We start from the raw sequence: 14,629 nt of genomic DNA on the forward strand, positions 1-14,629 counted from the left end.
TAGGGAATAGGGAATAGGGAATAGGGAATAGGGAATAGGGAATAGGGAATAGGGGGAAATAATTGATGATTTTTCTACGATAATTGATTTGATTTTTTATTGTTGGAGATGTCTAATAATGTTCTTCTGTTTCAAGGGAGTAGGGGGAAATAATTTATTATTTCTTTTGGATAATTGATTTGATTTTTTATTATTGGAGATATCTAATAATGTTCTTCTGTTTCAGTAGAGTATCTTTTCCTCCCGAATGCTTTGTAAACAAATTTCGTCTACTCCCGACCCTTCCCACACCTCGCACACTCCCCACACCTCCCACACTCCCTTAGAAAAATAAGTGACTATCTGGTTGAATATTAATTTCCATCGGTACTGCTTGGGGTTCTGCATTGAGAGCAAACATAATTGCATCAGCAGCAGTTTCCGAACTAAGCATTTTTGAGCGATCGACTTTCAGACTCACATTATCCCAAAAAGGAGTATTGACTCCTCCGAAATAGAAAAGAGTTACTTTAATACCATAACGCCGTAATTCATCTGCCATACATTTGCTCAATCCCACCAAACCAAACTTAGAAGCACAATAAACACTTCCCATTGCCATTGAATGTTTGCCAAGAATTCCAATAACGTTACAAATATGGCCTGACTTTTGTCCTTTCATAATATTGGCAGCAGCTTGAGAAGTATAGAAACTGCCTTTCAAATTCAGGTCAAGCATAACATCCAGGTCAGCAGGTTCAATTTTGTTCCATTGCTTGAGAATACCTGCTCCTGCTGCATTGACCAAAACATCTATTTTGCCAAAATGGTTAGTAGCTTTTTCCATTAGGGTTTCTACTTCCTGTGGGTTAGTGATGTCTGTCGGTACACTAATAATTTCGGTAGTAGATAGTTGGGTTGCTAAAGCATCTAATCTATTATTATCTCTGGAGGCCAAGACTAGACTTGCGCCTGAGCTTGCCAATTTCTGTGCTACTACTGAACCGATACCTCCAGTGGCACCGACTATTACTACAACTTTGTCCTTCATTTACTTTTTCTTTACTTTTCTTTACATTCTCTTTTATCATATAGCACTAAGGGTTTAAGGTAAATTATCGGAGATGTCCACTGATGATCATGTAAAAATTAACTATCCTAAGGTTATAGGTTGTCGGAGCCTAGCTGTCGCTACATCGCTATTCATGAGGTAGTTGGAGTAAGTATTTGACTATTAGATGTATAATAGTAAAGGCATTAATGGCAGAGGTATTAGTTGATTAACAGTGGAAGATTCAAGATTTATCAATAATACAACTCGAGGAACTGCTACTAGGGGTTTCGGTGACAGAATTGGTAAAAAGGTCTGGGAGGTAACTAATAAATATTACTCCTTATCTTCTCCTCAATTAGACATTTGGCTTGACCAAATCCTGCACCCGGATGTGCCACTGTACAATATCGGTGGTTATGTGGGGATAGATGGGCCAATCGATCCTACCCTTTTTGAACAGGGGCTCAATCAAGTCATTGAGGAAAATGAGGCACTCCGCATCATTATTCATGGGAAGGAAGAATTGCCCAGGCAAACTTTTGCCGAAAATGTCCGCATCAATCTGGACTTCCAGGATTTTTCTACCCAGGAAAATGCTCGCGAAGCGACGATTGAATGGATGAAACAAGAGTTTGTCAAGCCTTTCCAACTTAATAATGAACTGTTGTTTGATTTTGCCTTATGCAAAGCAGCCGATAATTGTTATTACTGGTTGAACAAGTACCACCATATTATAGTTGATGGATGGGCGATTTCTCTGATTATCCAACGGCTTGCCGCTGCGTATAACGCATTAGTTACTGGAACAAAGTGTGAAGCACAATATTATAGTTACCAAAATTTTATTCAAAAAGATCGGGCTTACCTTGAGTCAGAAAAATTTATCAAAGATCGACAATACTGGCAAGAAAAATATCGCGACATTCCCGATCAGCTGTTAGTCTCTCGCCATGCTGCCCAATTTGGTGAACTCCCAAGTAAACGTTCCACTCTATGTCTAAAACGATCTTTTTATAATCAACTTATTGAGTTTGCAGAAGAACATAATGTATCCCTTTTTCATGTCATCTTAGGCGCACTCTATTGTTATTTTGTCCGGACAGATCATCGGGAGGATTTTACCATTGGATCACACTTACTCAATCGAAACACGGTAGCTTTTAAGAAGACGGTAGGCATGTTTATGTCTGATAGTCCCGCTTGGTTTCGCTTTGGGAAAGACTTAAGCGTTGTCGAATTGATAGAAAAGATTAGGAAGGAATTGCAAAAGGATTATCGACATCAACGTTTTCCTTGCAGTGAAATTAGCCTGCAAGTTGGAGAGCACGAGAACGAAAATTTGCTGTTTGATTTTACCATATCTTATGCCAAGTTTGACTTCGATGTTCATTTTAACGATAATCCCAGTCGCAGCGTGTATTTACATAACGGTTTTGACCCTTGCTTGGAGGGGCTTTTTATTAGCATCGAAGAGTTTCATCAGCAGAATGATGTCAATATCTATTTTGATTATAATCTTCGCTTTTTTGACACTGATGAAATTGAACTGTTCAAGGCGCGTTTGGAATTTTTGTTAGGAGAAATAGTACAACAGCCTTCCGTGCCAGTTCGGGAATTCCAAATCATCCCCGATGCTGAAGTTTAAACCGGGTTCGCGGATATATAAAACTGCACCCACATCTTTCTTAAGATAAAGCTTGGGCATTATAAACAAATTATGTATAAGCTTTGAATAGACTTTTTCCAGAGAAAAAATGTATTAAAAAGTACATTTATTTTGAAAAGTCAAGTAGTTTTACTTAGCTACTATGCTCCTTTCTCCCTTCTCCCCTGCTCCCTGCTCCCTGCTCCCCTGCTCCCCACAAGGGTTTCAAGACTTATGGGTAATGGATAGCTGGGAGCAGTAGGGGTGGGTCTCCTACTCAAGAAAGTGTAGAAAAGTTTTTGATAAATGGGAATTATACCATTTCTCATGCATGAATGCTATATATGATTGGGTGGGGAAGTGTGGGAAGTGTGGGAAGTGTGGGGAGGGTGGGAAGGGTGGGAAGTGTGGGGAGGCGCTCGAAAGTAGGCGTTGCTGAGTGGTAATGATTTTTGGATTAAGTATCAACGCTAAAAATCTGTTTTTCAATTTTACCTCTAGCTACTTACCATTACATTTCAGCAACGCTCGAAAGTAGGAAGAATAATTGTACCTGTATCTTTATTGTACTTGTCTGCTTTTCGTCCTAACTTTTTGCTCTTAAAGGCTGAAAAATTTGCACTTTTTTCGCTCAAAAAAGGCGCTCAACCTTTATATATAAGTGCTTTTAAATTAGATTTGCCAGCCCTACGCAGGCGAATCCCACACTTTGCTGACGCACAACCGAACATTCTACCATTCCCCCTGTTTTGACTTTTGACTTTTGACTTTTGACTTTCGCAAAAAGGAGCAAGATGCTCCTACTACCATTTCCCGGTTTTAACTTTTATAGCGCTACTTGAAAAGGGAATAGGGAAAAGGGAATAGGGAAAAGGGAATAGTACAACTGTCAAAGGGTTTTCCTAGGTCATGCTGCGCAAACAGGATTTAGAAATGTCCTAATCTTTGCTTTGACTGCTATAACTTTTGACTTTTGAATTTTGAATTTTAACTTTTAACTTCCGCAAAAAGGAGCAAGATGCTCCTACTACCATTCCCCTGTTTTAACTTTTGAATTTTGAATTTTGAATTTTGAATTTTAAATTATGCTCCTACTACCATTCCCCTGTCTTAACTTTTGAATTTTGAATTTTGAATTTTGAATTCTAGAAAGCGGTTAATTTAAACTAACAAACCAACGACCTTCTTTAGATTGATACAACTTCAGCGAACTACATAACTCCAAAAACTTAGGAAACTTTTTACTTGGTTGAAACCGCTTAATAGCCTTTGTAATTGGTTGACCATATAACCGATGAAACTCACTGCCAAGATTAGAAATAGAAATATAACTTTCCGAAGATTCAGCAGTTAAATTGCTCACAATTTTGACTAATACTTTTTCCATAACTTCCTGGGAAATAATCTCAGAAACATCTTTAATCTCAATATCTTTTTCAACCTGATTTGGGGGAGGATTTAATTTTTTTTTTGTGGTTTAAACAGATTAAAAATACTGACATAAGTTTGAGATTTTTCCGATGGTTTATGAACTGCAAAATAAACTGGATAATTGATAAATATATGCCTTGAGTGTTGACTAGGAAAGTGAGTGGCAACCACATCTTTAAGATTCAACTTATAGGTTTCTTTATACAAAGCAGAAATTCTCGAAAATTTAATCCATTGCTGTCCGATTTTTGCTGTTTCTGCTCGAATTAACTCCTGTAACTGAATAATAAATTGATTAATAGTAGGAATATCTGGAACCGACAAAGCATATATTTTTGATTCCCCAGTTTGACTATTTAAAACAGTAATTTGATTTTTATACTTCCGCACCTGATACACAGTTAACCCATGAGATTGTAGAGTAGTACCAAGATGAGTTAATCCTCGGTCAGAAGAACAAACCAAAACTTCCTTAGCCTTAGGATAATTGAGGAAAATAGAAGCACCTACCGTTGCCATTTTTAAATCTGCACTATCTTTTCCAGGAGGAACATGAATTAATTGATAACCACGTTGATGAAATTCTTCATCTTTTTTCCCCATACTGCGCCAATTAGCAAAAGCCACCTTAATTTGAATCGGATAATTGCAGATATCTACAAGAATTTTTTCTGTTTCAGGATCGAGTGGTAAATTTTCTACATCTAACAGTAAAATCGCAATTCCTGGCTCTACTAATTTCGTTCCATTTGTGGATAAATCGGAAACCTGATAATTAGTAATTTTATCTGATGAAACTAGACTTATTTCTGGATAAATATGTTTGTCTATCTCAGCAATTAAAACATTATATCGAGCAGAATTAATAAACTCTGGAGTTAGAATAATTTGGAGATAATTTTTGACTTTCAGCTTCAAAGAATCCTGGTTTTTAACATTAGAAAGACCTTTGCTCAACTTATTAGTCAAAGTAGATTGATACTTGGGATAATGCCAAGGAATGCTCCTGTACTTTGGAGTTATCCATTCTGGATGTTGCTGTTGAATGGAAACAATGGTTTGGTAAAGATAGTGGCTGATAGCGTCAATAGTAGCAGAATTATTCGTCACTAGCAAACCAGAATTATCTGACATGGCCTATAAGTGATTAATGCTTACTCAATTTTGGATGATTCACAATTGCCTTGGATCAAGCATTTTGAGAACTATATACCGCTACGGGTCAGGTAAAAGGCAAAAGTTGACTGTAACAAAGTTTCAGCTTTTACCAATGTCAAACACCTTAAACCTTAATGCGTAGTGCTATATATAAATCATACACAAAAAGGTGAAATTGGACCATTGTTCACTTTACTACCCTGGTAGGAACGAGGAAGGGCAACACAAACCAAGAACTGCAAACTTTGTAGGGAGGTTCCATGAAACCTCCCTACTATTGTCTAAAAAAATGATCGATGGTATAATACCATTTTCAAAAATTATTGTTACATTCACGACCAAGGGAACACTTAACTGGGAAATAAAAACATAATAAATCAAGAATAAAAAAGGTTTAATTTTTAGAATTTATGGGATTTATCAATTTTTTATTGTAGGCATAAATCACATGCTTAAGATGTAACAACCTATGCATGAATTTGATATAATATCAAGCGTGATAAATGTTTGCTACAAATAACCAGACTATTTTTTAGGAACCAGGTAGGGGAGTCTTCGGATTAGCGACCTACACTCAGAAATCATAATAAATGGGTTTAGTACAATTTTTTAGGTCGGAAATTATCTTTTTCTCTTGGTGCGCGTTCCTTCTCTTGGTCGATTGGATATGGCTAGGTTTCCTCAGCATCCCATCCTAGGTCATGCTCCGCTTTCCGACCGCTTGCGGCGTGAGACGGCGCGGGGTCAGACCGCTTTGTCAAAGAGACATCTGTTCTACAGTCTTTTAATCATACTTATTATTCGTAACATTCTTTTTTCACGCTTGGTATAATATCTTTCATTAATGGATAATGAATAATTACCTCTCCCTTTTAGGGAGAGGATTGACCAATTAATTCCCAAAAAATTTATTTCTCTTGGTCGATTGGATATGGCTAGGTTTCCTCAGCATCCCATCCTAACGGACTGCTCCGCTTTCCGACCGCTCTCTTGGTCGATTGGAGGCAAGCGAGGAGACCTCGCCATCCCATCCTAACGGACTGCTCCGCAAACGACCGCTTTTTTCCCCTATCCAAGGGGAGGCTTTTAACCTAAACTGTTTAATTATTTAATTATTAATTATTAATTATTGAATCAAGTCCTAATTAATTAGATAAAACATTCATTCCTTGACCTGCTAACCATCCAGTTGTCCATGCACTTTGAAAATTAAAACCACCTGTAACTCCATCAATATCCAAAATTTCTCCGGCAAAATACAACCCCTGACAACAACGACTTTCCATAGTTTTAAAATTAACTTCTTTCAAACTTACCCCACCACAAGTAACAAACTCTTCCTTAAAAACCCCTTTTCCTCGAATTTCATATTTACCTTGAGTCAATTCCAAAATTAACTTATTAATAACTTTATTTGATAACTCCGCCCAACGTTTTTGAGAATCAATATCCGCAGCAATAACTAAACGTTCCCATAAACGACGGGGTAGAGAAAACGGACAACTATTAACGATCACCTTCTTCTCCAAACTTTTAAACTCTAACAACCTAGTTCGTATATCCTCTGGATTAATATTCGATAACCAATTAATTAATAAATCAGATTGATAATTATTTTCATAGAGAAATCTAGCACCCCAGGCAGATAACTTTAAAATTGCTGGCCCACTTAAACCCCAATGAGTCACCAGTACAGGGCCAATTTGTTTTAACTTAGCCTTCGGAAGTTGCAAACAGACATTCTCAACCGAAATACCTGCCAAATCTTTGAAACGGGGGTCAGAAATATTGAAAGTAAACAGAGAAGGAACAGGAGGAACAACTTTATGGCCTAATCCTTTTGCCAAACGATGGCCAATAGGACTACTGCCAGTTGCCAGGAGCAAGCGATCGCACTCTAGAAATTCTCCCGATCTTAACTCCAGTAGAAATAAATTTCCCCCTCCCTCTGTTGTCTTGCATTTGACTGAAACTACTGCTGCACCTGTACGAATATTTACTCCTTTAGACAAAGCAACCTTAGTTAAACATTCAACTATTGTGGCAGAATCATCAGTAGTGGGAAACATACGTCCATCTGGTTCAGTTTTTAACTGCACCCCTCTAGCAGCGAACCATTCCACAGTATCGCGAGCTTGAAATCTCGTGAATGCACCCCGAAGTGCTTTGCTACCTCTGGGGTAGTTTTGGATAAATATTGCTGGGTCAAAACAAGCGTGGGTGACATTACAACGTCCACCACCAGATATGCGTACTTTTGCCAGAGGTTGTCGCCCTGCTTCTAAAATGGTGACATGGGTATGGGGAGAGCTACAGGCGATGTCAGCTGCTGCCAACGCTCCAAAAAAACCTGCTGCTCCTCCACCAACAACTACAATTTTCAGAGGTGGGACAGACATTTTATATGTATTAGACATCTGGTGAAAAAGATATAGACTTTTTGCATATAGTAGGGAATAGGGAACAGGGAATAGGGAACAGGCAAGATATTTTCAGGAAAAAGGTGCGAAAAATGATTTTTTGACGAACTTTTACAACTCTAGCTGATGCTAAATAAAAGGCAAGTTTATTTTCTGGAGATATCTATAGCAATCCCCTGTATATTTGTGTATAAAAATATTACCGCTTTTAGGGTAGAGGGTAGAGGGAAGAGGGAACAGGTGAGAGTTTCAGTTTTTTTTATCTACTTTTTGATTACCCGCAACCTATGCGCGGATTGCTATATTAGTTACTCTTCAACTGGTTCAAACTCATCTTTGCCTACTCCACAAACCGGACAAACCCAATCATCTGGGATGTCTTCAAAGGCAGTTCCTGGATCTATACCACTGTCTGGGTCTCCTTCTTCTGGGTCATATATATATCCACAGACAATACAGACATACTTTTTCATCTTACGATTTGTTCCTCTCCAAGTAGTTCATCTGGATTTTACAAGGTTGTCGGCTAGAAGTTCTACTATCAAGTTGCAAAGTTTTGTTAAATTATCAATGGTTGGCTGTTGTACGAAAGGCAAAAGTAAGAATAATAGGACTACGCATTTAGGGCGCGGACATTGGTCAATGGTCAATCCCGTTGGCGGAGCATTTGGGGGTCGAAAAGTCACTCAGAGATTACTTTTAATACCATTTCTGAATAGTAATGCTATATTTAATTGCCACTTCCCCACTCCCCATCACAAGGATATATAGCAAACTTTTTGAGATTTGGTATAACTTTTGGGTGTTGCTGAAGCGCGGGATGAATCTTTGCACAAAAGGTAAATTCCATCTTTTACTTCCTCTTTCTCTAAAGCTATAATTCCAGGACGCAAAAGACCCAACGCACCCCACACAGACGACACTAATTCCAGAACGAAATATGCAACGCCAACTTTTGACTTGCGCGTAGCGCTATACAGCGCTTTTCAGTTGAGTAGACCACTAAACTCATTGTTAGGAGTCACGAGTCAGGAGTCAGGAGTCAGGAGTTAGGAGTTAGGAGTTAAGAATTAGGAGTCAGTATTACTGTGGTTTATTCATATGAAAACCGCTATAAAACCTGCCCCTACTGGTTTGTCAATTTTCAAATGATGGGTTCAAACTAAATTGATAAGACAAGGGGGGAAAGTAGACAAGGAGGAAAATTTAATAGATTACCCATTACAACGCTTTTCAGATTAATGAACCACATCGTCACAACCAAAACCCAGTAGGGGCGAATGGTCATTCGCCCCTACTGTGGTCTACCGTGCAGGAAAACCGCTGTAAATCAATCTTGACATACCACTGCTATTGCAAAATTTTAGGTGTGTCACGCCAATAATATGTATTTTTACAGATATTGATATATGAATTGAATTTGAATTTGCGGCAATTACTGATTGTTAACTGAAATTAGCTTTAACTATAATTTAGTTATAGGATTTAGGCAGAGAAACCTGGTTGTTAGGAAAAATCGTTGGTTTAAAAATAAGCATCTACAAAAAACCGGATTTCACGATTCTGCTTGTGTAGCTCCTATTATATCAAATCCGGTAGTATTGGTATGATTCACGCCCTGCAATGGTTTGCGGTCAAACTCAAACTCTACTTGGAGTTTTTGCTCATACTGATGGAAGAACCTTATTCTTCAAAATAAGCAGATTTGATATTAATTATAATTTCAATTAATTTTTTAGAGGAACTAATAAATGGAAGATAACGGACTCACTCCTAATGGAAATAATTTACTCGCCAGCGATAATCCCGAGGCGATCGCTCTATCCCCTGGAGAACTAGCTAATTTTCCCGATGGGTTAGCAGCTCTTGGTGGCAGCGATACAGTTACAGGGTCTTTAGACTCAGAAGTAATTATGGGAAACCGGGGCGAAGATAGTCTCAACGGTGGAGATGGTGCTGACACTTTATTTGGAGGCAAAGACAATGACACAGTAGAAGGTGGTGATGGTAATGACTTAGTTCGTGGCGATCGCGAAGATGATGTTGTTAGAGGAGGAAATGGTGCTGACACTTTATTTGGAGGCAAAAATAATGACCAGCTTTTTGGGGATGCGGGTAATGATGCTTTGTTTGGCGACCGAGATAATGACACTCTCAGTGGGGGTTTGGGGGAAGACACTCTCACTGGAGGAGAGGGTAGCGATGTCTTTATCTTAGAAAGTGGTGCAGGTATTGATGAAATAGCTGACTTTGAAAATGGCATCGATCTAATTCAACTTCCCGAAGGTTTAAGTTTTGACGACATCAGTTTACAAAATAGTAGTGCCACTCAGCAAAATACTCTGATTATTGATAGTCTGACTGGAGAAGCGATCGCTCAAGTAAATAATGTATCTGTAGGTAGTCTCAGCAGTGCCAATTTCTTATTTGAGGGTAATTCTAATATCGAAGCAAGTAATCAAGATTTTATAGATAGAGTTGTGGCACTTACCAACCAAGAGCGTACTCAGTTGGGTTTAGATCCCCTGACAGCAGACCCACTGTTAAATCAGGCAGCACAAACTCACACCGAGAATATGGCAGAGCTAGACTTTTTCGACCATACCGGGTTAGATGGTTCCTCAGCAGGCGATCGTATTGAAGCTACAGGATATGACTTTTCAGCTTGGGCAGAAAATATTGCTGCCGGACAACAGACACCGGAAGCAGTAGTAGCAGCGTGGATGGGTAGCGACGGACATCGTGCCAACATTCTGAATCCAGATTTGGAAGAAATTGGTGTTGGTTACTATTTCTTGGAGGATGATACTGGTAGCGTTAACGCTAATCATTATTGGACGCAGGTTTTTGGTACCCCTTTTGAAAGTTAGGAGGTAGGGACGTTGCATGCAACGTCCGAGAGCGAGAAGTAAACATAAGAATAATTAATACACTACTGGCTAACAATTATCAAAAAAGTGATTTAGCCTGTGTTATATCATGTCTGGATAATTAGTGATAAAAAAATTGTTGTTTGTAGTTGGGCTTTAGCCCGATATATAGATAGGTCGGGCTAAAGCCCAACTACAAGCTTTAATTATACCTATTCAACCGGACATAATATTATATCATGTCCGGTAGCATCGGTATTGTATAGCAAAGGTAGGGAACAGGGAACACAGAAGAGGGAACACAGAAGAGGGACGAGAGGGAGGAAGGTTTAAGAGCAAGAAAAAACTTAAATTTCCTGTTGATATTTACGCTAACTTTTACACAAACGATATAAACGGAGATGATATCAGGAGTTAGGAGTCAGGAGTCAGAATGAATTGCTTCAATACCATTTTTTAGGTCGAAAATTATCTTTTTTATCAAAGGAACATCTCCTGTAAAGTCTTTTAATCACACTTATTATTAGTATTTTTTTTAATTAGACATCTCCAGAAAAGAGGGAACAGAGAACAGGGAACAGGGGGGAGTAATTGATAATTTATAGATAAGAATTGATTTTATTTTTCATTTTTGGAGAGGTCTATTGGCATTATATCAAATCTGGTATAGCAATTCCCATACGAATATGGGAATTGCTATAGCTGTTGAAGCGAGAATATTCTTTCGGTACGGAATGCTGTACAAACAAATTTATCCTTGTTCCCTACTCCCTATTCCCTATCCCCATAAATTCTATATGATATAATTTAGAATCAAAAATTTTGATATATACTAATGGCATTAGCACCTTTACTTCCGATTTTACATCCAATATTAAGATTTACTTTTCCCAATTGTTTATGGCAAGGAAACACACAAAACCCAGAAATTACTCTTACCTTCGATGATGGACCTCACCCAGAATATACACCTCAATTATTAGAAGTTCTAGATAAGTATCAGATTAAAGCAAACTTTTTTTTGTTAGGTATATGTGTAGACCGTTATCCAGAAATAACTAAAGCAATATATGAAAAAGGTCATTGGATTGGTTTACATGGGTATGAACATATATCATTTCCTAAACTTACTCCTATTCAACTGAAATCTAGTTTAGAAAAAACGCAATTTTCTATTAATAAAGCTTGTGGATTAGCAAAAAAATCAATTTGTGATGTGCGTCCTCCTTATGGCATAGCTATACCTCAAACTATCAAATTATTGGAGGAATGGAAATATAGAACTGTTATGTGGACTGTAGTACCTGTAGATTGGGTTAGACCAGGAATTTCAGTAGTTGTTAATCGAGTAGTTCAGCAAACCTCTAATGGTTCAATTATTGTCTTGCATGATGGATATTCTGGGGGTCAGGATGTCGCAAAAACAGTTGCAGAAATAATTCCGATTTTACTAGAAAAAAACTATAATTTTATTACTATAGATAAAATGTGGCAAACAAAATAGGGAACAATTAATAATTAATAATTAATAATTGATAATTGATAATTGATAATTGAAGGGCTAAAATAAGAATTCATCTGTAGTCAAGGGTTTCCTGTCTCAGAGATTACTTTTAATATCAAATCCGCTGGCAATGGAAGTGTTATAAGAAACCGGGTTTGTGGGAGTTAATGTTAGTATTGTAAGGCATTTGAGACAAACCCGGTTTCTCTGCTTTTTTATACCGATACTACCGGATTTGATATAACTTTTGAGTTTTGAGTTTTAGCTTTTTCTCTGTTCCCTATTCCGTCTTCTCTAAAAATATACTATTCTTCAGAAGAATTAGTATTATTTACTCAAAGCATAATAAAGGGGTTAAAATAAGAAATTATTCATCTGTAGTCAAAGGTTTTCCTTTCTCAGAGATTACTTTTAACTTTTGACTTTTGATTTTTAACTTTATTAAAATGGAGACTTGATTTTTTGGTCAGAGATTACTTTTGACTTTTGACTTTTGACTTTTGAATTGATTTGGTGGAGGAATATTGATGATTAAAATTTATAAGTGGCATCCTATACTTGCTTTAGTCGTAGTATTAAGTACCATAATTACTCTGGAATTATTTGACCGCAAAAAAATCAGATCTGCATTTGCGGAAACAACCTTACAAGATATTGAAAATCATTTTGCTCAAGCTTGTATTAATAGTTTATTAGACAAAAAAATAATATTTGGCGACGACAAAAATCTAACTTTTCGCCCCAATGCACCTGTAACTAGAGCCGAATTTGCTGCAATGATTACTAAGGCTTTTCCAGATACAAAAGTTGTGCGGGATTCGATGAAATTTGTAGATATTCCTCAAGACTATTGGGCTGATGATGCTATTCAAAAATCTTATGAAATGGGTTTTCTATCCCCATATATTGGTAAAGCTTTTAATCCCACTCTCAAGATTAAACGCTGGCAAGTTTTGACTGCTTTAAGTGGAGGATTAAATTATCAAGCAAGTGGATCTGTAGAACAGAATTTGAGCAAAATTTTTGAGGATGCAGAAGCAATTCCTGAAGATGCTAAAAAGGCTATTGCAGCAGCAATAGAAAAAGGTATTGTTGTTAATTATCCAAATGTTAGGCTGCTTAATCCTAATCAAGATGCTACTCGCTCAGATGTAGCTACCTTTATCTGTCAAGCTATTGCTAATAATCAAAAAAATAATGATGAAGTAGTTGCTAAAGTTCCCTCAGAATACATTGCAAATTTTTCTAAAGATACTCCTTCGACAACCACAGCAACTGTACCAAAAAAGACTACAGAAACAACAAAAGCTACAGAAAATATTAATTCAGAAAATTCTCAACCAACTTCTACAGAAAATACAAATCCACAAAGCACTACAGAAGTAACAAAAACCAGAGAAAATCCTAACTCAGAAAATCTAGAACCAACTTCTACAGAAAATACAAATTCACAAACAACTACAGAAGTAACAAAAACCAGAGAAAATCCTAACTCAGAAAATCTAGAACCAACTTCTACAGAAAATACAAATCCACCTGGAATAGTAGAAAAGTTTGGTAATGGTAATTTACAGGCAGAAATTATTTACGAACAAGCAAATAATACAGATTTAGTTAGTGACCTACGTCTGAAAATTATCAGGAGTGGAGAAATGATTTTAAATGAACCAGTGCCAGTCAAATCTTTGGCAGGTGAATCTGACAGTACAATGACAGCATTAGCAGGTAGATTTGTCAAAGTACAGTTACTAGATTTAGATGGCAACGGAGAATCCGAAGTATTAGTAGATTTATTCACAATAAATAATAGTAATGTTCCATTGGCTGGCGGTACTTATTCCTTGATTTATCGTTATAAAACTACAGAAAATAAATATACTATGCTGCGGCATTACTGGGGAAATGTTAATTATCGACTCACCGATTTAGATAACGATAATATTCCAGAATTTCAAAGTATTGATAGTAGATTTGCTAATGTATTTTCTAATATAAATGATTCAGTATTTCCCATCCGCATCTGGCAGTATCGTCAAGGAGAAATATTAGATGTAACTAAGAAATATCCAGCCCAAATAAATACCAATGCCTCAGAAATTTGGCTAGAATTTTACAGGCGTTCAAATCAAAACCAAAATGTCAAAGGAGTTTTGGCTGCTTATCTAGCAAATAAATATATGTTAGGTGAAAAAGAAGATGGCTGGAAATTAATAGAAAAGGTATATAAAGGTAGCGATCGCGCAGAATATTTTGCCAGTTTGCGTCAATTTTTGACAGACAAAGGTTATGATACAAACCAAGAAATTACAACCAATGTAATTGTGCCAGAAAATTCGACTACAGAAAGTCAAGAAACAGTTTCTTTTGCTACTAATGAAACTTCATCCCAAGCAACAACAGAAAATACAGAAACGCAAATAACAAGACCACCCCAAACTTCATCCCAAGCAACAACAGAAAATACAGAAACGCAAATAACCAGACCACCCCAAACTTCATCCCAACCAACAACCGAAAATACAGAAAATACAGAAACACAAATAACAAGACCACCACAAACTTCATCCC

9 protein-coding genes are annotated in these 14,629 nt (G+C 37.2%); 4 read left to right on the plus strand and 5 right to left on the minus strand.

Features of this window, described 5'->3' with window-relative positions:
• Positions 1-322: 322 nt before the first annotated feature.
• Entirely contained in the window at positions 323-1,030 is a 708-nt protein-coding gene (locus tag ACP6PM_RS22085) for an SDR family oxidoreductase (protein WP_426588420.1), read from the minus strand.
• A 235-nt stretch (positions 1,031-1,265) separates the two neighbouring features.
• On the opposite strand from ACP6PM_RS22085, the gene ACP6PM_RS22090 reads away from it, so the two are divergent.
• Entirely contained in the window at positions 1,266-2,678 is a 1,413-nt protein-coding gene (locus ACP6PM_RS22090; RefSeq protein WP_426588421.1) for a condensation domain-containing protein, read from the plus strand.
• 1,156 nt (positions 2,679-3,834) lie between these two features.
• Here ACP6PM_RS22090 and ACP6PM_RS22095 read toward each other — a convergent pair.
• From ACP6PM_RS22095 to rd, 4 genes are all read right to left on the minus strand, one after another.
• Positions 3,835-4,065: a hypothetical protein gene (locus ACP6PM_RS22095; RefSeq protein ID WP_426588423.1), complete on the minus strand. Its 231-nt coding sequence runs from the start codon at positions 4,063-4,065 to the stop codon at positions 3,835-3,837.
• 71 nt (positions 4,066-4,136) lie between these two features.
• Entirely contained in the window at positions 4,137-5,243 is a 1,107-nt protein-coding gene (locus ACP6PM_RS22100; RefSeq protein WP_426588425.1) for a PIN domain-containing protein, read from the minus strand.
• 1,169 nt (positions 5,244-6,412) lie between these two features.
• The gene (locus ACP6PM_RS22105; protein WP_426588427.1) at positions 6,413-7,684 is read right to left on the minus strand and encodes a BaiN/RdsA family NAD(P)/FAD-dependent oxidoreductase; all 1,272 of its coding nucleotides are present in this window, start codon (positions 7,682-7,684) and stop codon (positions 6,413-6,415) included.
• Between the two features lie 311 nt (positions 7,685-7,995).
• Complete coding sequence (gene rd / locus ACP6PM_RS22110) at positions 7,996-8,160, minus strand: rubredoxin (protein ID WP_426588429.1); 165 nt, start codon at positions 8,158-8,160, stop codon at positions 7,996-7,998.
• Positions 8,161-9,438: 1,278 nt separating this feature from the next.
• Here rd and ACP6PM_RS22115 point away from each other — a divergent pair.
• From ACP6PM_RS22115 to ACP6PM_RS22125, 3 genes are all read left to right on the plus strand, one after another.
• Complete coding sequence (locus ACP6PM_RS22115; RefSeq protein ID WP_426588431.1) at positions 9,439-10,557, plus strand: CAP domain-containing protein; 1,119 nt, start codon at positions 9,439-9,441, stop codon at positions 10,555-10,557.
• An 835-nt stretch (positions 10,558-11,392) separates the two neighbouring features.
• Positions 11,393-12,061, plus strand: coding sequence for a polysaccharide deacetylase family protein (locus tag ACP6PM_RS22120; protein WP_426588432.1), 669 nt, complete (start codon positions 11,393-11,395; stop codon positions 12,059-12,061).
• Between the two features lie 527 nt (positions 12,062-12,588).
• Positions 12,589-14,629: S-layer homology domain-containing protein (locus tag ACP6PM_RS22125; protein ID WP_426588434.1), on the plus strand; the 2,041-nt coding region annotated here is incomplete at its 3' end.

The organism is Dapis brunnea BLCC-M229, from assembly GCF_050015995.1.
Taxonomy (GTDB): Bacteria; Cyanobacteriota; Cyanobacteriia; order Cyanobacteriales; family Microcoleaceae; genus Trichodesmium.